The 23,381-nt window shown below is 60.7% G+C and carries 23 protein-coding genes; 8 read left to right on the top strand and 15 right to left on the bottom strand.

Translation table 11 applies throughout. The features are described from left to right. Positions 1-45 precede the first annotated feature (45 nt). The 4 genes from Q0601_RS12825 to Q0601_RS12840 all read right to left on the bottom strand — a co-directional run bounded on the left by Q0601_RS12825 (position 46) and on the right by Q0601_RS12840 (position 4,646). Entirely contained in the window at positions 46-1,368 is a 1,323-nt protein-coding gene (locus Q0601_RS12825; protein WP_305290236.1) for an ATP-binding response regulator, read from the bottom strand. Further along, the gene (locus Q0601_RS12830) at positions 1,358-2,527 is read right to left on the bottom strand and encodes an FIST N-terminal domain-containing protein (RefSeq protein ID WP_305290237.1); all 1,170 of its coding nucleotides are present in this window, start codon (positions 2,525-2,527) and stop codon (positions 1,358-1,360) included. Before Q0601_RS12830 ends, Q0601_RS12825 begins: the two co-directional genes overlap by 11 nt. Continuing rightward, positions 2,527-3,234: a response regulator gene (locus Q0601_RS12835; protein ID WP_119745790.1), complete on the bottom strand. Its 708-nt coding sequence runs from the start codon at positions 3,232-3,234 to the stop codon at positions 2,527-2,529. The genes Q0601_RS12830 and Q0601_RS12835 overlap by 1 nt, the downstream gene beginning before the upstream one ends. Positions 3,235-3,488: 254 nt before the next feature. Further along, positions 3,489-4,646 carry an NAD-dependent epimerase/dehydratase family protein gene (locus Q0601_RS12840; RefSeq protein WP_305290238.1) on the bottom strand — a complete coding sequence of 386 codons (1,158 nt, stop codon included), beginning with the start codon at positions 4,644-4,646 and terminating at the stop codon, positions 3,489-3,491. A gap of 200 nt (positions 4,647-4,846) precedes the next feature. Here Q0601_RS12840 and arfB point away from each other — a divergent pair, with 200 nt between their 5' ends. The 3 genes from arfB (at position 4,847) to Q0601_RS12855 (ending at position 7,230) form a co-directional block, all read left to right on the top strand. Beyond that, positions 4,847-5,269 carry an alternative ribosome rescue aminoacyl-tRNA hydrolase ArfB gene (gene arfB / locus Q0601_RS12845; protein ID WP_119745794.1) on the top strand — a complete coding sequence of 141 codons (423 nt, stop codon included), beginning with the start codon at positions 4,847-4,849 and terminating at the stop codon, positions 5,267-5,269. After that, positions 5,266-5,718, top strand: a complete 453-nt coding sequence (locus Q0601_RS12850) for an NUDIX hydrolase (protein WP_305290239.1) — start codon at positions 5,266-5,268, stop codon at positions 5,716-5,718. Before arfB ends, Q0601_RS12850 begins: the two co-directional genes overlap by 4 nt. A gap of 84 nt (positions 5,719-5,802) precedes the next feature. Continuing rightward, positions 5,803-7,230: an inorganic phosphate transporter gene (locus Q0601_RS12855; RefSeq protein ID WP_305290240.1), complete on the top strand. Its 1,428-nt coding sequence runs from the start codon at positions 5,803-5,805 to the stop codon at positions 7,228-7,230. 52 nt (positions 7,231-7,282) lie between these two features. Here Q0601_RS12855 and pncB read toward each other — a convergent pair whose 3' ends face one another. After that, positions 7,283-8,575: a nicotinate phosphoribosyltransferase gene (gene pncB, locus Q0601_RS12860; protein WP_305290241.1), complete on the bottom strand. Its 1,293-nt coding sequence runs from the start codon at positions 8,573-8,575 to the stop codon at positions 7,283-7,285. Positions 8,576-8,643: 68 nt separating this feature from the next. Beyond that, a complete protein-coding gene (gene pncA / locus Q0601_RS12865; RefSeq protein ID WP_305290242.1) occupies positions 8,644-9,240 on the bottom strand; it encodes a bifunctional nicotinamidase/pyrazinamidase in 597 nt (198 codons plus the stop codon). Between the two features lie 103 nt (positions 9,241-9,343). On the opposite strand from pncA, the gene trhO reads away from it, so the two are divergent. Continuing rightward, positions 9,344-10,234 carry an oxygen-dependent tRNA uridine(34) hydroxylase TrhO gene (gene trhO, locus Q0601_RS12870; protein ID WP_305290261.1) on the top strand — a complete coding sequence of 297 codons (891 nt, stop codon included), beginning with the start codon at positions 9,344-9,346 and terminating at the stop codon, positions 10,232-10,234. Beyond that, positions 10,231-11,064, top strand: coding sequence for a hypothetical protein (locus Q0601_RS12875; protein ID WP_305290243.1), 834 nt, complete (start codon positions 10,231-10,233; stop codon positions 11,062-11,064). The genes trhO and Q0601_RS12875 overlap by 4 nt, the downstream gene beginning before the upstream one ends. 6 nt (positions 11,065-11,070) lie before the next feature. Here Q0601_RS12875 and Q0601_RS12880 read toward each other — a convergent pair whose 3' ends face one another. From Q0601_RS12880 to Q0601_RS12920, 9 genes are all read right to left on the bottom strand, one after another. Continuing rightward, positions 11,071-13,347: an NADP-dependent malic enzyme gene (locus Q0601_RS12880; RefSeq protein WP_305290245.1), complete on the bottom strand. Its 2,277-nt coding sequence runs from the start codon at positions 13,345-13,347 to the stop codon at positions 11,071-11,073. A 121-nt stretch (positions 13,348-13,468) separates the two neighbouring features. Further along, complete coding sequence (locus tag Q0601_RS12885; protein ID WP_305290246.1) at positions 13,469-14,734, bottom strand: MFS transporter; 1,266 nt, start codon at positions 14,732-14,734, stop codon at positions 13,469-13,471. 70 nt (positions 14,735-14,804) lie between these two features. Further along, on the bottom strand, positions 14,805-15,524 hold the full coding sequence (locus Q0601_RS12890) for an Ntn hydrolase family protein (protein WP_305290247.1): 720 nt from the start codon (positions 15,522-15,524) through the stop codon (positions 14,805-14,807). Positions 15,525-15,736: 212 nt separating this feature from the next. After that, positions 15,737-16,774 carry a hypothetical protein gene (locus Q0601_RS12895; RefSeq protein WP_305290248.1) on the bottom strand — a complete coding sequence of 346 codons (1,038 nt, stop codon included), beginning with the start codon at positions 16,772-16,774 and terminating at the stop codon, positions 15,737-15,739. Beyond that, positions 16,771-17,169, bottom strand: a complete 399-nt coding sequence (locus Q0601_RS12900) for an ExbD/TolR family protein (RefSeq protein WP_305290249.1) — start codon at positions 17,167-17,169, stop codon at positions 16,771-16,773. The genes Q0601_RS12895 and Q0601_RS12900 overlap by 4 nt, the downstream gene beginning before the upstream one ends. Further along, positions 17,166-17,573: an ExbD/TolR family protein gene (locus Q0601_RS12905; protein ID WP_305290250.1), complete on the bottom strand. Its 408-nt coding sequence runs from the start codon at positions 17,571-17,573 to the stop codon at positions 17,166-17,168. Before Q0601_RS12905 ends, Q0601_RS12900 begins: the two co-directional genes overlap by 4 nt. Before the next feature lie 69 nt (positions 17,574-17,642). After that, the gene (locus tag Q0601_RS12910; RefSeq protein WP_305290251.1) at positions 17,643-18,278 is read right to left on the bottom strand and encodes a MotA/TolQ/ExbB proton channel family protein; all 636 of its coding nucleotides are present in this window, start codon (positions 18,276-18,278) and stop codon (positions 17,643-17,645) included. Between the two features lie 19 nt (positions 18,279-18,297). Continuing rightward, positions 18,298-18,819, bottom strand: a complete 522-nt coding sequence (locus Q0601_RS12915; protein ID WP_305290252.1) for a hypothetical protein — start codon at positions 18,817-18,819, stop codon at positions 18,298-18,300. Positions 18,820-18,840: 21 nt separating this feature from the next. Continuing rightward, a complete protein-coding gene (locus Q0601_RS12920; RefSeq protein WP_305290253.1) occupies positions 18,841-19,329 on the bottom strand; it encodes a hypothetical protein in 489 nt (162 codons plus the stop codon). A 71-nt stretch (positions 19,330-19,400) separates the two neighbouring features. Between Q0601_RS12920 and Q0601_RS12925 the strand changes: the two genes are divergently transcribed. Genes Q0601_RS12925 through Q0601_RS12935 form a run of 3 tightly spaced genes read left to right on the top strand, consistent with a single transcriptional unit; the run spans position 19,401 to position 23,336 of the window. Then, positions 19,401-19,820 carry a DUF1036 domain-containing protein gene (locus Q0601_RS12925; RefSeq protein ID WP_305290254.1) on the top strand — a complete coding sequence of 140 codons (420 nt, stop codon included), beginning with the start codon at positions 19,401-19,403 and terminating at the stop codon, positions 19,818-19,820. Between the two features lie 50 nt (positions 19,821-19,870). Next, complete coding sequence (locus Q0601_RS12930) at positions 19,871-21,142, top strand: hypothetical protein (protein ID WP_305290255.1); 1,272 nt, start codon at positions 19,871-19,873, stop codon at positions 21,140-21,142. Positions 21,143-21,146: 4 nt separating this feature from the next. Beyond that, complete coding sequence (locus Q0601_RS12935) at positions 21,147-23,336, top strand: M23 family metallopeptidase (protein WP_305290256.1); 2,190 nt, start codon at positions 21,147-21,149, stop codon at positions 23,334-23,336. Positions 23,337-23,381: the final 45 nt, after the last annotated feature.

A 23,381-nucleotide genomic window follows, 5' to 3' on the forward strand; every position in this document is an offset into this window, starting at 1 on the left:
AAGAGCAAGCCCCGCATGGCCCTACCTAATCCCTTGGTCGCAGGATCAGCTAAGCAGCCGGATCAGGATCTCGCTGAGTTCCGATGGCCGCACGGGTTTTTCCACGAGCGGAATTTTCATTTCTGTACAACGTCGTGCGATCTCGGGATCACGATGAGCGGTCACGACCATCGCAGGCAAATACCTGCCTGCTTCATTGCGAAGCGCCGCGATGGCGGCAAGACCGGTATCACCGCCTTCCAGATTGTAGTCCGCGATGACGATGTCCGGCGGCTCGTCCCCCATTGTCGCCAGGGCTTCTGCCGTGCCTCCGGTGACTCTCGCCACCATGCCCAGCGTCTCGGCAAGGATCATCTCGTAACCCCGGCGCACCGCGAGATCGTTCTCGACGACAAGGGCGACGCGCCCGCGCAGCAATTGGTTCGTGGCGGTATTCGGCTGCGGGAGACGCTCGTAATCGCCATGGACAAGTGGCAGGGCGATGCGAAACAGGGTGCCGCGCATGGCTTCGGAACTCAGGCTGATGCGATGGCCAAGCTTGTTGCAGGCGCGGCGCACAATGGACAGGCCCAGCCCCATACCCGGAGTGCCGGCATCGTTTCCAAGCCGCTGGAACTCATCGAAGATCCGATTCCTGTCGACTGCCGGAATGCCGACGCCGGTATCGAACACGCAAAGCCAGCCGGTTTCACCGCTGCGGCGCACCCCGACCACCACACCGCCGCGATTGGTGTATTTGATCGCATTCGAGACCAGATTCTGCGCAATTCGACGCAGGAACACCGGGTCACTTTCGACCACGGCAGTTGTAGGGACGAAGCTGAGCCGCAGGCCCTTTGCCTCGGCCATCGGTGCGAATTCGGCAGCCAGACGGCGGAACAACTCACCCAGCGGGACGGGCTGACGGTGAAATTCGATCCGCTGGCTGTCCAACCGTGAAATGTCAAGCACGGCATGCATCAACTGTTCGACCGATTCGAATGCCCCTGACAGGCGTTCGGTCAGTTCCTTCTGCTGCTCGTCCATCGGAGTATCCGTCAGGGCCGACAGAAATAGCCGCGCGGCTGACAGGGGCTGAACCAGATCATGGCTTGCCGCGCGCAGGAAGCGGGTTTTCGAGCGGTTCGCCTCTTCGGCGGCGGCGCGGGCGACCGCCAGTTCCCGGTTGCGCTGCGACAGGTCGGCCATGGCCTGCTCTAGCTGTCTGGTACGGGCCAGAACCTCTTGCTCCAATGCGACGGCGGCCTGAAACATGGACCAAGCGGAACCCCGGGTTTCCTCGAGCCTGTCGATCCGGTTGATCAATACGCTGTTGATGCGCTGCAGTTTCTCGATCTGCCTGAGCGGCGGATCGTCTTCACGCAGCATCATGCGCCTCTTTGTCGGAAGCGGGGGGCAGGAAGGCCATGCCGACGAATGTCTGGTTGACATGCATGCCGCTGTGCTGTTCCCCATAGGTATTGAACCCGGCAACCCGGTAACGCCTGAACATCTCGGACATGGTGTTCATCAGCCCGGCGCGCTCAAGCGCAAGTCGCCGCAGGATACAGTCGAAACCAAGCACCATCAGCGGCGGGCGGGGCAGGCTTTCCAGCACTTCGGCGAAGCCCTGGGTCATGTCGTCGCTGCGACCAAGCGTCAGAACCGTTCCGGTATCGATCGAGGACATCAGCGACAAACCTCCGTCCTCGGTCAAAGCGCTGATCGCGCGGACATGGTGATGTTTGCCCATCCGGACCATCAGCGGGTGCCGGGCGAATTCGGTGGGTGTCAGATCCTGCTGCGCGATACCGGCGATGCGGGCATATTCCTCGGCTGCGGGTTCTGCGTTCAATTCCACGATGCGGCGTTTATCCGGAATCGCGGCGGTGACGACGGCGCGGGTTTCCGTCGGGCTGAAATGCGCAAAACTCACCTCGCTGATGGCTAGGTCTGTTTCCACCAGCAGGAAAACCGCCGCATTGCTGCAGACCTCATCCCCGGCCAGCAGACTCGTATGCCGGAAATCCAGCCCATCGCCGGCAGAGCCGCCCATGACGGGAACCGCGGGCAGGGCGGCCTCGATGGTCGAGACCAGCGCATCCTCTTGTCCGGAGACGCCATCGACCAGCAGGATCCCGAATAATGAGCGCGCCGGGGCAGGGGCAAAGCCCTTATGCATCCTGCGCAGTAGTGTCATCCATTCTGAAACGGGCAATGTCGCAAGATTGCGCAGGGTGATGGAATGGGCCCGGAAACTGCTTTTGGGAAAGCCGATGGCAACCACACTGTCGGAACTGTAGCCGGAAGGCCCGATTTCCCCGGCCGAAGAACAGCCGCATATGACGCATTCCGCCGGAAGCGAAGCGCGTAGCGCCTGACCCAGCTTGCCCAGCCCTTCGTGGGCGGCGCCAAAGACAAGTACAAGCCCCGGCGCGATGGCGTGCAGGCCTGCCAGAAGCCGATCCGCCAGATCGGGGGCTTCACGGCTGGCCTGCACGGCCACCGGTCCGGCGACGTCCTCCTTCGCAGCCGGGCCGGTATTCATCAGCAGGCCTCGAACAGCCTGATCGAATTGGCCAGCAAGACCGCCTGAGTACGGCGGCGGGCATTGATCTTGGACATAATCGCCGTGATGTGGGTTTTCACCGTGGCCTCGGCAATCGACAATTCGTAACTGATTTCCTTGTTCGCCTTGCCCTGACAGATCAGTCGCAGGATGCGCATCTGTTGCGGGGTCAGCGTGGCAAAGCGGCGAGCCAGTTCCGCCCGCGCCTCGTCCTCGGCCCCGGCTTGTTCGGGTTGATAGCAGTCGGGCGTCACGAATTCGCCGTCCCACATTCGGCGCAGGCTGTCCACCAACGCCTCGCGGCTAAGCGATTTGCTGATATAGCCCTGCGCGCCTGCGGCCATGGCGGTCGAGATCATTGCATCTTCCAGATCGGCCGAAATCATGGTGATCGGCACCTCGGGCAATTGGCGGCGAAGGGTAACGATACCTTCGGCCCCGCGTGCATCAGGCAGATTCAGATCGAGAATCACCGCATCGGGCGCGCCTTGCATCTTGATTTGTTCGATCGCGGCTTCAAGGCTGCGAGCGGTACGGACATGTTTAAGACCAAAGCTGATCTTGAGCGTAAGAGCCAGAGCATCGCACATTAACGGGTGGTCATCGACGATCAGAATTTCCTTGACCTGATCGGCGCTGGGTCGTGGCGAATGCAGCGTTCTGGCCTGCATAGCTGCGGCAGTCATTATGTCTCCTCCCCGGACAATGACGTCAAATGCGGCACTGCTCCCCCATGCAGTATCCACCTATCGTGAGATGATTGTACGGCGGAACGCGAACAACGCAACCCCAAGCTGCGAATCAGCTGCTATTATGACTACCGGCGCGCAGGGACACGCCGGTTGAAAACCCCTGTCACCCGGATTTTCTTACAGAAAAACAAGATCTGTCCGATTGTCTTGAATGACTCTGGCCTCAGTGGCAGCAGATGCGGTCGCGCTCAACTCCAGCGTGAGACGCAGGGAATCTTGGTCCTGTCGCAGCGATCGGCATATTTCCGGGCGATTTCGCTTACTTCCTCCATGAGTCCCGCTTCGAGCCGGATCGGATCAAGTCCCATGCCGATGAACCGGTCGTTGACGACATGCAGATCGTTTTCCGCCGCCTCGTTGCGCGGATTGTCCAGATAGGCGATCTCGACCCCGGTGCCATCGTGGATCATCTGCGCCAGATCGCGGACGCGGTGGGTTTCGGTCATCTGGTTGAGGATATGTACACGGTCGCCGCTGGCCGGTGCGTTCCGCAGAGCCAGTTCGATACAGCGGCAGGTATCCTGAATATGGATGAAAGCCCGCGTCTGCCCGCCAGTGCCATGAACCGTCATCGGATAGCCGATGGCCGCCTGCATGATGAAACGGTTCAGCACGGTGCCGTAATCGCCGTCATAGTCGAAACGGTTGATCAGCCGCTCGTCCATGCGGGTTTCCCTGGTCTGGGTGCCCCAGACGATGCCCTGATGCAGATCGGTGATCCTGACCCGGTCGTTCTTGTTGTAATAGGCGAAGAACAACTGATCCTGGCTTTTCGTCATGTGATAGATCGAGCCGGGATTGGTTGGGTAAAGGATTTCCTGCTCGGCGTCCCCCTCTGGCGTTTCGACCTTCACCTTCAGATAACCCTCGGGGATCTTCATTCCGGCGGTGCCGTAGCCGTAAACCCCCATCGTGCCCAGATGCACCAGATGAATATCCTGCCCGGATTCGACGATCGCGGCCAGAACGTCATTGGTCGCGTTCAGGTTGTTATTGACCGTGTAACGCTTGTGATAGCTTGATTTCATCGAATAGGGCGCGGCGCGCTGTTCGGCGAAATGGATGACCGCGTCGGGCCGTTCTTCTTTGAACAGGGTCAGCAGGCGATGATAATGCTTGCCCACGGTGAAATTGAGAGACCGGATTTCATTGCCGGTCAGATCTTTCCAGACCCGCAGCCGCTCGCCCAAAGGGCTGATGGGCGTCAGGCTTTCGACCTCGAGTTCAAGATCGATGGCGCGGCGGCTGAGATTGTCGACGATGATGATTTCATGTCCGCATCCGGACAGATGCAAGGCTGTGGGCCAGCCGCAAAAACCGTCGCCGCCAAGGATGACTATCTTCATGATCTGGACTTCCTGCCTTGGTCCTCGGATTCGCGGACTATATGTCCTATTCTCGATACGAGTTAAAGCGTGAAGACCCGCGGAAATCCGCCCTCGGCGGTGTCCGGCGGAACGGCGGGGCGCGGGCGGCCTGCATCTCGACGGTATTCCGTCGCAATTGATGCTTGGAATTATCGAAGAAGCTGCCATATCAAGCTATCATGATCTATGTCACCGAGAATTTGGTTATTGAAGAGTGGGAATTGTCCGAGCAGTTTATTCAGGCTCAGGGGCCTGGCGGTCAGAATGTCAACAAAGTCGAGACGGCGGTTCAGCTGCGTTTCGAGGCAGAGCGTTCGCCGAACCTTTCCGATCAGGTCAAGCGGCGGTTGCGGCGTCTGGCGGGTCGCAGATGGACGTCAGACGGGGCCGTCGTGATCCAATCGCAGGAAACCCGTAGCCAGTCGCGGAACCGGGCCATCGCGCGCGAGCGCCTGGCAGAGCTGATCCGGAACGCATTGGTCGCGCCGAAACGCCGCATCGCGACCCGCCCGACGCTTGCCAGCAAGAAACGGCGGCTTAAGGCCAAGACAGTGCGTGGGCAGGTAAAGACGTTGCGGGGCAGGGTGGAGACGGACGAATGAACGCTTTGCTCAGATCGATCAGATTGCTGTTCGGCAAGCGACCACGTTCCTTGCAGGTCGGTGCGGTTTGCCGAGATCCCGACACGGGTAAGGTTTTGCTGATCACAAGCCGGGGAACAGGGCGATGGGTCATTCCTAAGGGCTGGCCGATGGCGGGGCGCAGCCTGGCAGGTGCCGCTGCCCGCGAGGCATGGGAAGAAGCAGGGGTGGAGGGGCAGGTTTCCGACGACGAACTGGGTCGCTATCGCTATGACAAAGCGCAGGATAGCGGCTTTTCCGTACCCGTCGATGTCGCGGTCTATACCCTGAAGGTCACAGCCTTGCAGGACGCATTCCCCGAGGCGGCAGAGCGTGAACGCCAGTGGTTCACGCCAATCGAGGCCGAAGCCGCAGTGGCCGAACCCGGCCTGAAAACCATTTTACGCGGATTGTCTGCGGCGCAGAGCTAGGGCAGACTGCGCCGGGGACGATCAAACCGGCATCAAAGCCGGGTGAATGATAACAGGCGAGGGTGGTAAAGGAGTGCGATCCGCATGAAATCCGGCTTTCATATCCTGGACAAGGATCTGGGCCGGATCACCCATGCCGAAGCCGCGCAAAGCCAGGCATTCCGTCCGGTGTTGCGGCTTGGCCTTGTTGTCCTGTTCTGCGTTGTGGTGCTGATCTTCCTGATGGGGGCGCTGGGGCTGGAGCCGTATAGCACCGGGCTGGGCGCGGGGCTGATCGTGGCATGCTGGCTTGGGCTGGCGATTGGCTCGAACGATGTGGCGAACTCGCTGGGTCCCGCTGTGGGCGCGGGGGCGATCAGCCTTGTTCCGGGCTTGATCCTTGTGGCGCTGGCCGAGATTGCCGGCGCCAGTCTTGCGGGTGCCGCCGTCACTCATCGTCTCGCGGGCGGAATTTTCGAGTCGCAATATCTTGTCTCCCGCCTGGACGCACAGATGTTGATGGTGGCTGCCCTGATTGGTGCGGCGTTCTGGATAACGCTGGCGACAGGTGCGGGGCTTCCGGTCAGTACCTCGCATTCGATCGTTGGCGCCATCGCTGGCGCCAGTATCGCCGCGCTTGGATTTGCGGCGGTCCATTGGAACAATCTCATGATGATTGCGACTGCGTGGATCATCTCGCCACTTGCGGCCGGAACTCTTGCGGCTGCGCTTCTCGCCTTTGTGACCGTCAGCGTCCGGGATGCCCCGGACCGCGCGGCAGCCGCGCTAAGATGGTTGCCGTTTCTGGTTGGGGTGATGGCGGCGCTGTTTCTTGCCTATCTGGCGCTGCTTTTGACGCTGCGGATGGGAATCTGGCCACTGCCGGTAGTTCTTGGAGCGCTGCCGTTCGGACTGCCGATGGCGTGGCTGACCTTGCGGCAGCTTCGGGGCGAGATCGCTGCGAATCCGGAAAAGCCGCGGATGAAACCATTATTCAGACCGCCGTTGCTTATGGCCGTGGTGATCATGGGCTTTGCCCACGGAGCGAATGATGTCGGTAATGTCGCCGGTCCATTATCGGTCATTCTTCCGCGTGCCGGGACAAGCGAGCCGATGCAGGTGCCGATCACGATCCTGCTGATGGCGGGGCTGGCCATTGCGGTTGGCACGCTGCTGTTCGGCAGGCGGCTGGTTGTCATGGTCGGGAGTGGGATCACCAGGCTGAACCCGGTTCGGGCCTTCTGCGTTTCGCTGGCGACCGCGGCGACCGTGTTGTTTGCCGCTGCCGCCGGGCTGCCGGTTTCGACGACGCATATCGCGATCGGAGGAATCTTCGGTGTGGGTTTTGCTCGCGAATGGCTTGACGGAAAGCGCCGCCGCCCGGACCTGCCCGCCGAAGAAAATCGCCGCCGCCTGCTGATCCGCCGCAGTCATGTGATCACGATCACCGCTGCCTGGGTTGTGACAGTGCCGGTGACCGCCTTACTGGGGGCCGCAAGCTATCTGGTAATCGCCCTGGTGATGCAGACCTAGCCGGGATGTTGGTTAAGGATCCATGCCTTGCATGACGGTCTGCCGGTGCCGGTTACACGATCACTTTCTGCGCGACTTGCTGGCCAACATCGAAGACGCGTTTGTAACGGTCGACCTCCTCTTCCGGCCCCATGGCCTTGGCCGGGTTGTCCGACAGTTTGACCGTTGGCCTGCCATTCGCCGCGACGGCCTTGCAGACCAGGCTGAACGGAGCCAGCCCGTCGCCCGGAACCAGCCCGCGAAAATCATTGGTCAGCAATGTGCCCCAGCCGAAACTGACCTTGACGCGACCGTGAAATTGCCGGTGCAACTCAACGATCTTCTCGACATCCAGCCCGTCGGAAAAGATCACCAGCTTCTCGCGCGGATCTTCTCCCCGCTCTTTCCACCAGCGGATCGCGGTTTCCGCCCCCTCTGCCGGATCGCCGCTGTCGATGCGGATCCCGGTCCAGCCCGCCAGCCAGTCGGGCGCGTGGTCCAGAAAACCCTCGCTGCCATAGGTGTCCGGCAGAATGATCCGCAAATTGCCGTCATGCTCTTCATGCCAATCGGCAAGCACGTCATAGGGCGCGCGCCGCAACGCCTCGTCATTCTCGGCCAAAGCGGCATAGACCATCGGCAGTTCATGGGCATTGGTGCCGATCGCCTCGATATCGCGATGCATGGCGATCAGACAGTTCGAGGTGCCTGTGAAACGGTCGCCCAGCCCTTCGATCATCGCCTGCACGCACCAGTCTTGCCACAGGAAACTGTGCCGCCGCCTTGTGCCGAAATCGGCGATCAGCAGATCGGGCAGTTCCCGCAGCGTCTGGATCTTTTCCCAGACCCGGGTCATGGCGCGGGCATAGAGAACCTGCAACTCGAAGCGCCCCATATCTTTTAGCACCGCGCGCGAGCGGAGTTCCATCAGAACGGTAAGCGCCGGGATCTCCCACAGCATCACCTCGGGCCAGCGGCCTTCGAAGCTCAGTTCATATTGGCCATCCCGTGTTTCAAGATGATAGGGCGGCAGCCGCAATCCTTCGAGGAATTCCATGAAATCGGGGCGGAACATCTGACGTTTGCCGTAGAATGTATTGCCGCGCAGCCAAGTGCTTTCCCCGCGTGTCAGGGACAATCCCCGCACATGATCAAGCTGTTCGCGCAATTCACCTTCGTCGATCAGTTCCGCAAGGCGGACATCGGTACTGCGGTTGATCAGGCTGAAACTGACTGTCGTATCCGGGCGGTTGCGAAAGACCGACTGGCACATCAGCAGCTTGTAGAAGTCATCGTCGATCAGCGAGCGCACGATCGGGTCGATCTTCCATTTGTGATTATATACGCGCGTGGCAATATCGACCATGAGCGGACTCCTCGGATGGTTTTTCCTTGGTGCATGTCAGGGTTAAGGAATGCAAGCGTGATCGCTGCTCAGCGAAGCAAGACCCCCGCGTCGCGCATATCCTTCCGCGCTTTTGCAAGGCTGCCGTCAAGATCGATGGCGCGGGTCGCCGACTCGGCCACGCTGGCGGTAAAGCCCAGCCCGGCGGCATCTATCGCGCTCCATGCCACGCAGAAATCATGCGCCAGCCCGACGAATGTCAGATCAAGCAGGTCACGTTCGCGCAGATAACCTGCTAGACCGGTCGGGGTCTTGTGGTCGTTTTCGAAGAATGCAGAGTAACTATCTATTTCACTTCGAAAACCCTTGCGGATCACCAGATCGGCGCGATCAATGTTCAGGGCAGGGTGAAAAGCGGCTCCTTCGCTGCCGATCACGCAGTGGGCAGGCCAAAGGACCTGTGGGCCATAGGGCATTTCAGTCATGGTGAAAGGCTTGGCCCCGGGATGATTTCGCGCAAAGCTGCCATGATCGGCGGGATGCCAGTCCTGCGTCAGGATGACCGCATCGACTTCATCCATCAACGCATTGATCGGATGCAGGATTTCATCTCCGCCGGAAACGGCGAGCGCCCCGCCGGGGCAGAAATCATTCTGCATGTCGATGACGATCAGGGCTTTGGGCATATCAGCCTCCGGTTGATTGCCATATTGGTAGAAAATGACAGGATGGCCGTCAATGAAGCATTCCCCCTTGCCTTGCGATATCGGGCTGGCATATGCCCCGCCTATGCTGATTGTTGCCGCCCTTTACCACTTCACCCGCTTCAGCGAGCCTGCGGGCCTTCGCGCACCGTTACTCGAGACCTGTGAAAGGCACGGCATTCGCGGTACGCTTCTGCTGGCACGCGAAGGAATAAACGGAACCATCGCCGGAAGCCGCGCAGGCATTGATGCTGTCCTTTCCTACATTCGCGGCCTGCCGGGATGCGGGACGCTTGAGTGGAAGGAAAGCACCGCCGCCGAAATGCCCTTTGGCCGGATGAAGGTTCGCATCAAACGCGAAATCGTTACCATGGGACAGCCGGATGTCGATCCGACCGCTGCCGTCGGGCATTATGTCGAGCCTGCGGAATGGAATGCATTGATCTCGGCCCCCGATGTCGCGGTGATCGATACGCGCAACGATTACGAGACCGCCATCGGCACATTCGCGGGCGCGGCCGACCCCGCCACGAAATCCTTCAGTGAATTTCCCGAATGGTGGCGGCAGAACGCGCATCGCTTTGCAGGCAAACGCGTCGCCATGTTCTGCACCGGCGGAATCCGCTGCGAGAAATCAACGAATTACCTGCTGTCTCAGGGCGTGGAAGAGGTCTTTCACCTCAAAGGCGGTATTCTGAAATATCTGGAAGATATCCCCGAACAAGACAGCCTTTGGCAGGGCGAATGCTTCGTATTCGATCGCCGCGTCAGCCTGAAACATGGGCTTGAGCAAGGCAGATACAACCTGTGCCATGCCTGCCGCCGACCACTTGCACCCGAGGATGCCAGTCGTCCCGAATATGAAGAGGGCGTAAGCTGCCATCGCTGCCTGCATGAATATGACGAGGCCGATCGGGAACGTTTCCGCGAACGGCAGCGGCAGTTCGATCTGGCGGAAGAGCGGGGGCGGCAATGACAGGCTGGACCTTGCCCGTCGCGACATTCTGGGCGGGCGAGCCGATTTCCTTTGTCGAGCAGATGGTGATCCGCTCTTATCTCGATCAGGGGTGCGATTTCACCATTTACCTTGCCGAGCCTGTCGCCGGCATCCCCGAGGGCGCACGGATTGCCGATGCCGCCGAGATCATGCCAAAGCCCGGTTTCGTCTCGGATCCGCCGACGCGCAAGGAACTGGCGGTATGGTCCGATCTGTTCCGGGTGGCGCTGCTGCGCAAGCGGCAGGTGGTCTGGGTCGATGCCGATGCATATTGCGTTCGCCCGTTCGAGCTTGAAGGCGGCTATGGGTTCGGTCTGAACGGTGAAGGGGGCGTCTTGTCCGGGGTCATGGCGCTTCCGCCGGAATCGCCGACTTTATTATGGATGGATGAGTTTCTGAGTGCCGAAATACTGGAACCGCCATGGGTCAAGCCGTTCCTGATCCAGCAGCGCCGGAAGAAGGGGACGCTTGGCCCCGACAGTCTGAACTGGGGTGATACGGGTCCGCGTCTTCTGACCTATGCGCTGCAGCAATGCGGGGAATTCGAGCGGGCATTGCCGAAATCCGTATTTTACCCGCTTTTCCGGCAGACATTGCGCAAATTATGGGCCCCGGGCATCCCCGATCAGGGAATCGTGGCCAATAATACCCAGTCGGTTCATATCTTCGGTTATACGAAACGGGTCATGGTCACGTATTGGAACGGCCTGCCGCCGCCCGGTTCCTGGTTGGCGCGAACCGCCGAGCGGCATGGGATCGATCCCGCAGCCGCCCCTGCAACCGGTATGCCCTTGCCACAAAAGACCTGAGATCGCTTACGTAATCGCGCCCAGACCGCCGGCCGAAATCGCCGCCATGTTCAGGATGTCATTCACGGTCGAACTGGTCGAGCATATCTGGATCGGCTTGGACACGCCTGTCAGAATCGGGCCGATCACGGTTGCTCCGGCCATTTCCTGCATCAGCTTGACCGAGATCGAGGCCGAGTGACGGGCAGGCATGACCAGAATATTCGCCGGGCCGGTCAGACGGCTGAAAGGATAACGCGCCGCCGCTTCTATGTTCAGGGCGACATCCACGGTCATTTCGCCCTCATATTCGAAATCGACTTTGCGCGCGTCCAGAACTGTCGGGGCTTTGGCCATCTTGATGGCGCGTTCGCTGAGAGGATGGCCGAAATTCGAGAATGACAGGAAGGCGACCCGCGGCTCCAGCCCCAGTCCCCGCCCGACCGCTGCTCCGCGCGTGGCGATATCGGCAAGATCGTCTGCCTCGGGCCATTCATGAACCAGCGTGTCGCCAATGAGCACGATCCGGCCCTTGTGCAGAACGGCTGTGATGCCGACCACGCCATCTTCCGGGCGCAGATCGAAGACTTGTCCCATCTGGTCAAGAACATGTGCGCTTTTGCGGGTCGCGCCCGTCACCAGCCCGTCGCCATGCCCATGCGCAAGCATAAGCGCCGCGAAAACATGCCGGTCGCGATTGGCCAGACGGTTGGTGTCCTCGCGATCCATTCCCTGCCGCTGCAGCCGGGCATAGAGGAAATTCTGATATGCCTCCTGATGGCGGGAATTCGCGGCATTGACCACGGCGATCTCGCGCACGGCATCGCCAAGCCCGGCGGCTTCCAGCTTTTCCTTCACGTCATGTTCGCGGCCGACGACCAGTGCCTGCCCCATGCCGCCCCGCTGCCAGGCAACAGCGGCGCGCAGCACGCGCGGATCATCGCCCTCTGCAAAGATCATCCGCGCCTGGCTATTCCGCGCCCGTGCATGCATGCCCTGCAATATCGCCGCTGTCGGATCCATCCGCGCCTTCAGGGACTGGATATACCCGTCCATATCGATGATCGGGCGGCGGGCCGCACCCGTATCCATCCCGGCTTTTGCGACGGCGGGCGGGACCACATGGATCAGCCGCGGATCGAATGGCGTCGGGATGATGTAATCGCGCCCGAATTGCAGCTTGCGGCCATAGGCGGCGGCAACCTCATCGGGAACATCCTCGCGGGCAAGACGGGCAAGCGCCTCGGCGCAGGCGATTTTCATCTCATCGTTGATTGCGCGGGCATGAATGTCCAAGGCCCCTCGAAACAGATAAGGAAAGCCCAGCACGTTATTGACCTGATTGGGATAATCGCTTCGGCCTGTCGCGACGATCGCATCGGCGCGAACGGCATGGGCTTCTTCGGGAGTGATCTCGGGATCGGGGTTGGCCATGGCGAAGATGACCGGGTTCTCGGCCATGCTTTCGACCATGTCCGGTGTTACCGCCCCCTTGACCGACACGCCCAGAAAGACATCCGCGCCTTTCATGGCATCTTCAAGCGTCCGAGCTTCGGTCACCACCGCATGGGCCGATTTCCATTGGTTCATGCCTTCGGTCCGGCCTTGATAAATCACTCCCTTGGTGTCGCACAGGATGCAGTTTTCATGCCGCGCGCCCATGGATTTCAGCAATTCCAGGCAGGCGATTCCCGCCGCGCCCGCACCGTTCAGAACGATCCGTACATCCTCGATCTTCTTGCCCGACAGTTCCAGCGCATTGATCAGCCCCGCCGCGCAGATCACCGCCGTGCCGTGCTGATCGTCATGGAAAACCGGGATATCCATGATTTCTTTCAGGCGCTGTTCAATGACGAAGCATTCCGGCGCCTTGATATCTTCAAGATTGATCCCGCCGAAACTTGGCGCCATCAGTTTGACGGCGTTGATAATCTCTTCGGGGTCCTCGCTGTCCAGTTCGATATCGATGGCATTCACATCGGCAAAACGCTTGAACAGCACCGCCTTGCCCTCCATCACCGGTTTCGAGGCCAGCGCGCCCAGATTGCCCATCCCCAGAATTGCTGTCCCGTTCGAGATAACCGCGACCATATTGCCCTTGGTCGTATAGTCATAGGCCGTTTCGGGCTGATCCGCGATCGCCTGCACGGGAACAGCAACGCCAGGGGAATAGGCCAGAGACAGGTCCCGCTGCGTGGTCATCGGCTTCGAGGCGATCACCTCGAATTTCCCCGGATGCGGTTCCATGTGGTAGGCGAGCGCTTCTTCGGATGTGGTTCTTGTGTGTCTGCTATTGTTGGCCATCTGCTCCCCCGGCTTGCTCATGGCCTGCTTAACGCGGGGCAGGCACGCGCTCAATAAGTTTCCGGAAAGGCATCTGAACCGGCACGGAATTTCAGGATTGTCCGCCGATGATCCGATCGGGTCAGGTAAAGCTGCGATCCAGAAAACGCCAGTAAATCACGCTTAGACCTGCGAAAACGAGGATGGCTAGCCAGAAGGGTGTCAGCAATGCGGTTTCGCGCCCGAACGACTCGGTGGCGCCTCGGGTCAGAAACCCGGCGGTCAGCATGCCCAGAGGGGCCATGCCGACAGCGAATAACCGATAGGCCGAGTTGACGCGGCCCAGTAACCTGCGGGGGATATGCCGCTGGCGGTAGGTGATGGAAACCGTGTTCCACAGGATGCCCATGAATTCGCTGACGAAGAAACCCGCGCAAATCAAGAACAGAGCGCCATACCCGGTACCAGCCAGCAAAACCGTAAGCGGAAAGGCAAAGGTCGAGATCATCGCCGCCTGCAGCACCCTGCTGCGCCCGTAATGGATAACGATCCGGTCGTTGATCGTGCCGGCCAGCACGCCGCCGACCGCGCCCGAGGCCATGATCGCCGAGATCGCCAATGGGCCAAGCTGCAGTCGCTCTTGCACGATCAGGACCAGCGTGACGATCATCGCCTCGAAGGCGAAGTTGAAGAAGCCGGTCAAGATGGCAAGACCGCGCAGGATCGGCTGGCTTAACAGGAAGGCCAGCCCCTCGCGCAGATCCGCCCGCCAGTTGCGGCTGCGGGTGGAATTATCCGAGGTATCGGCGCGAAAATCGCCATGCAGGCTAAGGATCAGCAGCATCGCTGCCGCCATGGCAGCGGCATTGACGGCAAAGGGCAGGGCGAGGGAAATCCCGATCAGCACGCCTGCCAGCGCCGTGCCCACGAACATGTTCATCACCATCTCGACCGACCACAGGCGGCCATTCGCCCGTTCAAGATGCTGTTCCGGGATTAATGCGGGCAAGAGCGTCTGGGCGGCGTTGTCGCGCAAGACCTCGGCTGCGCCCACGGTAACGGCGCAGATGGCGATCAGGACGAAAAGCCCCGGCTGGTCGGTGCCGCGCAGGGGTGGCGGATCCAGCGGCAGGGCCAGCCAGACCACAACCGCCGCAGCGGCATAGGCAATCAGCCTGACCGCATCGGCGGCAAGGATCACCCCGCGGCGGTCGGCCCGGTCGATCAGCAGCCCGGCAGGTAGCGAGAACAGGAACCACGGCGCCTTGAGCGCCACCGGCACAAGCGCGATCAGCAGCGGATCACGTGTCAGCTGGGTCGCCAGCCATGCCCAGGCGACAAGGGCGATGCCGTCGCCCATATTGGTCAGGCCGGACGCAGCGATGAAACGAGGCAGCGGATTGCGCATTGGAAGAAGCTATCCGCGCCCGCATTCCCTCGCAAGATGCGATCTTGGCGGGGCATGACGCGGGGTCGGATCAGACCTCGATCCTGGCAAAACTGTCGCGCAGCGCGGCGGACCAGGCTGCACTCATCTTCATGAAATCGGGGTCGCCCTCTTCGATGCGGCGCTTCAGAGATATTGCACAGGCATCTTGCTCGATAACGGTCAGATCCAGCGGCATTCCGACCGAAAGGTTCGAACGCAGGGTCGAATCCATCGAAAGAAGAACCGCTTTCTGCGCATCCGCCAGACTGGTATCGCGCCGCACCACCCGGTCGAGGATCGGCTTGCCGTATTTATGTTCGCCGATCTGAAGGAACGGGGTATCTTCGGTCGCCTCGATAAAGTTGCCCTCGGGATAGATCAGGAACATCCGCATATCGCCGCCTCTGCGCTGCCCGGCGACAATCATGCTGGCGGATGCCTGTTGGCTAAGATCGCGATGCTGCTCGACGATCTTGCGGCGGGTCCGGGCCAGTGTTTCTCCGATGATCGAGGCGACGCGCAGCATCGAGGGCGCATTCAGAACCGAATTCGCATCGTCTGCATCCTCGGCAGCTTCCTCCAGCCGCGCGATCGTGGTCTGCGTCACCGAAAGCGAGCCGGCGGTCATGATGGCGACCACACGCTCGCCGGGAGTTTCGAAAAAGAATGTCTTGCGATAGCTGGCGATATTGTCCAGCCCGGCATTGGTGCGCGTATCCGATAGCAAAACAAGGCCGGCATCCAGCTTCAGCCCGACACAATACGTCATAAGAAATGCACTCCGAAAATATGTCCGGCCGTCGAATACCGGCTCGGTGTAGTACAATTTTCCCGGATGAAACCGGATTGGCAAGGGAGTGCTGCTATGGGTCCGTTCATGCGATGACAATTGTAGCGATTTTGCCCGGACAGATGGCCGACTTCATGGCCGATGCGCCGCAACCGGATATGGTTGTCGTCAAAGGCATGATTACAACTGGTTCAGCGGACATAGATGCTGCTGACCCCGACCATTGCCTCTTGCCCGACTTCGCGGGTGAGGGCATCAAAAAAACGTTCGGCGGTTTCGCCGGATAGCTGGGAAACTGTTTCCGGACGGCTGGGCGTGGCGATGGCGACCACAAGCTGATGGGTGTCCCGCGTGGCGCCAGAGCGCGCGACCGGCACATCGAAACGGATCCGGTCGGCCGAGCGGATCAGAAAGCGGCGCAGATCATGCACGACCCCGTTGTCATCCACAAGAAGCAGGGTGTTGTACCAGCCGGTGCCCCCCGATATCTGCCCCTGCAAGGATGCGCCGCTGGATACATCCTGACTTTCAAGCTGAATGCCAAGGCCAAGCACGGGATAGCGGGGATCGCGGCGCGCGAATGCCAGCCCCGGACATTGCCGTTGATCCAGCAGCACCGCCGCTTCGGTCACCTGAGTAGCCAGACCATCCGTCAGTCTGTCCATCAGCCGCGAGATCTCGCGGTCGTTCGCGGCAAGGACGCCAAGCTGGATCTGGTTATCACCACGCAGAGCGGGCAACGCCAGCAGGCAGGGTTGGGTTAACAGGTTGCGGATGCGCTCGAACAATTCGACAAGGCGCGGATCGGTATCCGCCGCACTTGTCTCTGCGGCAGCAGGCTGCGCCTGATCCTCGCCATCTTGCCCGGGTTCAGATTCGGTATCGGGCATCTGAACCATCGGAAGGCTCGTATCCGACAGTACAGGCGCGGCGGCTTCGTTTTCCAGCCGGGCAAGAACATCCTCCTGTTCCGGCTGCTGCGCCGTTTCGGGTTCAATGCTGGCAACGGAGGTTTCGGGCGTGGAAACCGGTGTCAGCGTTTGTGTCTGGACAGTATCGCGGGCGGGATTGAGGGTTGTGACCTCAAGTCGCATTTCTTCAGGCGCGGGCGGCTGCGTGAAATTCCAGTTCGGGCGATAGATCAGTGCAGCTGCTGCGGCGCCATGCAGGGAAACCGACAGAAGCGCCGCCTGTGCCCATGCCCAGGATCCCCGGGTGCCGCCGATCATTGTGCAGAGCCCTCGCGCAATGTGACAAGCCGCACATCGCGGTTCACCAGTTCGGGATGGTCGAGAACCTTGATCAGCAGATTTGCATCGGCCTCCTTGTCTATGACAAGATGCAGAACCTCGTCGGATTCCGACAGGGCCGCGGCAAGCAGATCCGGCAGGATGGGCTGCCCGTCGAGAAGCCAGTCTTCCTCGGACCGGATCTGAAGCAGCGGCGAGGGCAGGTTCGACGGCGCAAGCTGGGATGTCTTGGCCAGACTGATGTCGTGGGGTGGGCGGGCGTCCTGCCCTGCCACGAGAAAGAAGAAGATCAGCAGCAACACGATATTGACGATCGCCAGCGACGTGTCGATTCGCAGGCGCTCCGAGCTGCGGGCGGGCAGTTGCAGGCTCATTCCAACCCTCCGCTTGCGATCTGAACCGACTCGATCCCCTGTGTCGCCAGGGTTTCCAGAACCGTTGTGATCTGCTGGACCCGGATGCCCGAACGCACGACGATCAGCACATTCTGCGTGCCTTGCGCCGAGATTGCCGCAGCCAGTGAAGGCAGGCTGTCCATGCCAAAACGCTGACCGCCCGCCACCAGGCCATCAGGATGCAGGGTCCAGACCGCGGTGGATGAGACGGCGGTTGCGGTGGTTTCCGCCCGTTCCTGCTGCCCGCCGGCATTGCCGCCCTCCAATGCGCCACTGCGCAGGGTCAGCATGGAATAGGGAACGATATTCGACGATAGCATGAAGAAGATCAGCAACTGGAACAGAACATCTGCCAAAGGCGTCATCGAGAATCTGTAGCGCACCTGTCGTCGGGGAAGCCCCAGCCCCCGGACTGCCTGATGCGAATATGATGTGCCAGCCGAGGCCATGGCTCAGGCGCGGGCCGGTTGCGCGATCCGGCCATGAATGGCCGATGAGATCACCAGTTCGATGGTCTGGCGCTCATCCTCGATCCGGCTTTCCAGCCACGCCGCGATGAAATAGGCGGTCAACGCAATCGCAAGCCCTGCGGCCGTGGTGGTGAGGGCTGTCCAGATGCCCGAAGCCAGCAACCGGGGATCGGTGGCTTCCTGACTCAGGGCCAGATTGCCGAACGCATCGATCATGCCGATCACTGTGCCCAGAAGCCCAAGCATCGGCGCCATCTGCACAACTGCTTCGAGCAGGCGCATCCTTGCGCCCATGCGGGACATTTCGGCCAACGCGACCTGCCGCGCCAGTTCCTCGCCATAGCCAGGCTCGGACGGGCGGGCGCGCAGTCCCGACATTACCGCGCCCAGCACGCGGGCCAGAACCGTCTGCCCGGCCTGAGCCTTGCGCTGCGCTTCGTCGGGCCGGCCGTTCAGCCAGTCGTCCAGGATCTCTTCGCCACGCTTGTGCCCGCCGACGCCAAGTCTGCGGAACTGGACAAGTTTGAAGATGGTTACGGTCAGCGTCAGGATGGACAACAATGTCAATGCGGCAAAAACCGCCTTGGTTGTCAGCGGCAGGTCGTTGAAAAAAATCATCTTTGAAAGCCTTCAGCGATCAGAGCCCAAAATCGATATCCGTGCGCGACTGGGTCGCAAGCCCGCCAAGGCAGGCTTCGCGCAGATCTTCGCCATCGTCAGTCGTGCAGGCGGCGACATCATTGACGACGATCCGCCCGATATCCGCGCATTGCTGATCGGGCAGTTCGAACATCGCAACTTTTGTCTTGCCGGTGACCATCGCGCCGAAATCGAGAATCGGCAAGGACTTCACTACGCCATCACCATCGAAAATCGCCACTTGCCACGCCGCGCGGCCAAGATCCTGATCAAGCCGGTTCGTGGTCACGACCGTCAGCCGGCAGCCGTTATCCTCGGTCGCGGCAGCGCCGTTCAATTCGAGAAGGATACTGCCACCGGCGAGGGCGGCACTGTCTGCGGCGTCACTTTCGGGAGCAGGGGCCGCCGCTTCGGGCTGGTTGGTTTGTTCTGTGTCCTGCTCCGCGGATTGCGACCATGAGGCCGGCACGGCAAAAATCAAAGCGGCACCGCTAAGCAGCGCAATTGCACTGAGGCGCATGAATAATCCTTTCATAAAAACTCAGCGATAAACCCCGATCATGGGTAAATTCTCGAACCTGTCACGAGCCGTTTCATCCAGGGCTCCCGTCTCGGAAAATGCTCCCGGAGAACCGGGCAACATATCCTGTCCGCCGGGCGCGACAAAATAATTGACGGGCGCCGCCGGTTGGCTGCCGGAATCCAATGCGGCAACCGCTGTGGATGGGTGCGATGCCGTGGGTGCCGCTTCTGAAGCCGGCAGTTCGGTTTGCGGAAGATCGGGCGATGCCGCGGGTTCGACAGGAATATCGGCGAAGTCGCGTATCCGGGCCGAATCAGTGCCTAACGGACGGATCCCCTTTCGGATTTCGCTTAGCGGCGCGGTAGGGTTGATGCTGCGCTCGACCGCGATCCCCGTTTCCGATGCGGTGGTGTCAGGAGACAGTGCGAACTGATCGACCGCTTTCGCGAAACCGAATGCGGCGCCCGCAGCAAGTATGGTTGCGCCTATTATAAAGATCGGTTTCATGTACAAAATACTCCCTGATAACGTAATCCTATCATGGCCAAACCATTTGCTCAATTATTCCGGTCAAGGAAATGAAATCAATATTACCTGTATTTGTAGCCGTCTTTGGTCTGGCCGGGATATTGTTGCCGCAAGGCGCGCGCGCGGAAATGCGGATATGCAATCAGTCATATGACGTGCTGAACGTGGCCTTCGGCGCTCCGGAAGGCGAGGGCTTCATAACCTATGGCTGGTGGCGGGTTGCGCCGAATCAATGCGCTGTCCTGAAAAGAGAACCGCTGCGCGACCGCAATTATTACGTTTTCGCTGCGGATGTTTTCGGAAACGAGGTGTTGTCGGGAACGACGCCAATGTGCGTGGCGCCACGTCGTTTCGAGATTGCCGGGCAGGAAAATTGTCTGCTGCGCGGTTTTCTGGATGCGAGATTCATGGAAGTGGATACAGGTGAGCGCCGGGATTGGACCGTATTCGTTTCTCTTCGCCCGGTTTGAGACTTGGATGAAATGGCGGCGGCTGATATTCAGGAACTGTATTGAGTCAGATGGCGATCGGAAAAGGGCATTTCATGCGGTTTGAAAGCGTGGGAATACTTGCCATGCTTATGCTGTGCGCAGCGGACAGGCAGGCATTCGCGCAGACTGATCCGGCTGTGCTGATCGTGGGTGCGTCCATGCCCGCGCCGCTTGCGATGCTGGAAGACAAGGCTGCCGTCGTGCCTGCCGATGGAATTGGCGATGAACTGGCCGGCGGGCGGGCCGATCTGATCTATATCGGGGCCGCGCCGGAAAATGGGGTCGGATCGCTGCCCGACATGCTGGTGGAACTGCCTGCGGATCGCCCGATGATGCTTGTCGTCAATGATTGTGGTTGGCAAGAGCGGGGCGTCGATCCCGATCAGATGCAATCGGCTCTGCGCGACGGTTCGCAGGTGACGATCGCCGTTTCGGACAAGGCGGGGAATTGCGATGCCGAAGCTCTGGCACAGTCATTCGCTGCGGCCGCCGTGAAAGAAGGCGCCTCCCGGCGGGAGGTGCTTCGGAAAGGCGGCTATCGCCTGAGCGAAGCCACTGCGGTTGCGGCGACGGCGCCCGCGGGCGGGCTGGTGATCTCTGCCCTTCCGGCTGAATCGATGCGTGCCACGGGTGCGTCTCCGGTTATTCTGGCCAGCGCCGATCCCAATCCGGTGATTGCGTCCGATACCGCAAATGACAGCGTTGCTCTTGCTCCCGAATCTGTGGCCACGGCGCGGCGACTCGGTGCGCCCGAACCCTCGATCATCGTCGGGGATCTTGCGGTGCTTGTGGCCGCCGATTCGCGGGGACCGCTTGGTATGCCGTATCAGGCACGGGAGGAAATTCGCCGTCGTGACCCGGCGATGTTCAACCGCCTTCTTGGCCGTGGCGCGTTCGATCCCGAGGGAGAACAGGTTGCCGCGGCAATCCAGACTGAACTTGCGCGGATGAACTGTTATAACGGTGGCATCGACGGTGCCTGGGGTTCGGGTTCGGCTTCGGCGCTGCGCCGTTATTTCGAAGAGGCTGGGGCGGCGCAGGCATCGACGACTCCGGAAATCGGGCTTTATCGGGGCATGATCAGCCGTGAGGCAGTGGAATGCCCCGATATTCAACCGGTTGCTCAGGCGACGCCAAGCAGAAACAGCGGCGGCGGCAATACCCGTTCACAGCCCGCGCCCAATGCCGCGCGCGCGCAGGCTGCCGCCCCGGAAGCCAGCGCGTCTGCGCAGCCAACGGCCCCGACAACGCGCGAGATTAACCTGCGCCCCGGCCTGCTGGGGGTGGGGTCGATCCGGTGACAAGATGATCGGGGTCGACCCGCGCTTTCAGAAGATGGGCCGGGCCGCGCGCCGTCGTCGTTTCCGGATTCGCCTGTTTCGCTGGACCGGAGGCATTTGTGCCGTTTCATTGGCCGCATTTCTGGGGACTCGCTATTTTCAGCCGGATTTCAAGGCATTATTGCGGCTTGGGGATCAGAATGAGACACTGGTGCAAGTTGAGTCCGAGTTTGACATCGCGCCGGTGGTGCGTTCGGACACCTTTACCAATATTCCCGGCGATCCGCTGATCATTCCGACCTCGGACGATGGCGAGGCGCCAGAGATACGCGAAAAGCCGGTCCCTTCCGATCCTGCAATCACGCGCCGCCTCCCGGCGGCATTGCGCGCCGTGGCTGTTCTTGAAAGTGAACTGGTTCTGAGCAATCGTCAGCTTGTCGCCACGCTTCCCTCGACCCGGGAGGAATTCGCGCTGTTTCAGTCAGAGCGGAATCGTGCCCGGCTGATAGATGCCGCCGCGGATGACACCAATATTGGCGCTGCGTTCGATGCGGGGCAGGAGCCGACATCCAGCACTGTCTTCCTGCGGGAATCGGCATATCGGACAAGCCTGTGGCGCGAAATCGTCCTTGAAACGACCGCCCCGGTCGCCATCGGCGAATTGTTGGAGCGTAACGGTTTTGAAGAAGGAAATGCCGGTTATCTGGAGCAGCGTATCCGGGATCAGCTTTCGCTGAAGGAGGTGCTGCCAACAGGTTCGCTTCTGGCACTGCGCTATCGGATGCAAAGCGGTCAGCGGCAGGTCATCCAGCTTGCCCTCTACGATACGGAAGGCTTCGTTGGCGCATTGGGGATGTCTTCCGCAGGGCAGCTTGTGCCGTCTGCGGATGCCTGGGCGGATCAGTCTCTGCTGGAACAGGCGCTTTCCAGCGAGGGTGAGGAAGGGCAGGATGCGGGACAGCAGCGTCTGCTTGACCTGATATATTCCGCCGCGTTGCGTAACGATATTCCCACACAGGTCGCAGGCGAAGCGATCGCGATGATGGCCAAGGTCTATGATCTGGACAGCTATGCCGACAAATCGGACCGGCTGACACTGATCTATGCGCCGGGCAGCGACGGCGATCCCGGCTCGATCCTTTATATAGGTGTGACGGGCAAGGCGGGCGCGCGCGAATGCTATGTCGTTCCGGACGAAGAGGAAGGATTCGAATGCTATGCGCCGGGTTCCCGGGTCCGGGAAAGCGAAGGTGGGTTGCAGATGATCGCCCCGGTTTCCGGGGTCCTGTCACAGCGTTTCGTGCCACCCTCCGAGGGGCAGGAAGATCGCGGCCGGGTCATCTGGTCGGCCCCAACCGGCAGCCCGGTCATCGCGGCGGGCGACGGCGAGGTGACGCTTGCATCGGTCGGGGGCGAAAACGGAATACAGGTCGAGATTACCCATCCCAATGGCATGGTCAGCCGATATTCGGGGCTGGCCTCCCTGTCGGGCAAGGTCGCACAGGGCGGAAGGATTTCCCACGGTACAGCAATCGGCGTGGTGGGGCGGCCGCTTGATGACGGACAGGAGACGGGGCTTGTGTTTCAATTGCTCAAGGACGGGCAGGCGGTTGATCCCATGTCCTATCTTAGCTCGGCCGGTCAGGTCATGGCCTCGAATGCTGTTGAAGCCCTGATCGGTCAGATCATCCAGGTGGAAAGCGCGGGCAATGCACGTGCTCAGAATCCGCGATCATCGGCTACCGGGCTGGGACAGTTTATCGACTCCACATGGCTGCGCATGATGCGGGATTATCGCCCCGACCTGATGGCCAGCCTGTCCCGGCGCGAATTGCTCGATCTGCGTTTCGATCCCGGAATGTCGCGCGAGATGGTTCGGCGGCTGGCACAGGAAAACGAAGCTTTCCTTCGTGCCCGAGGCCATTCGATCACTGCGGGGCGTCTTTATCTTGCGCATTTTCTTGGGCCGGCCGGAGCCGATCTGGCCTTGCGTGCCGATCCCTCGCTGCCGGTCGGCAGCGTGATGGGGGCGGGTGTCGTCTCGGCCAACCCGTTCCTGCGCGGCTACAGCCTGGGCGATCTGCGGAACTGGGCCGAGCGTAAAATGTCGGGCAGGTCGAATCCGGCGCTTGTCGCCCCGGAGCCGCCACTGTCCCCGGAAGTCAGGGCCTATGTCGCCGCGATCGACCAGCTGCGCGGGCCGGAGCCGGGGTGATCGGGTCACAACGGGTCGGAAAGTTTTAGTTAGCACTTGTTAAAG

Source organism: Paracoccus wurundjeri (assembly GCF_030678915.1).
Taxonomy (GTDB): domain Bacteria; phylum Pseudomonadota; class Alphaproteobacteria; order Rhodobacterales; family Rhodobacteraceae; genus Paracoccus; species Paracoccus onubensis_A.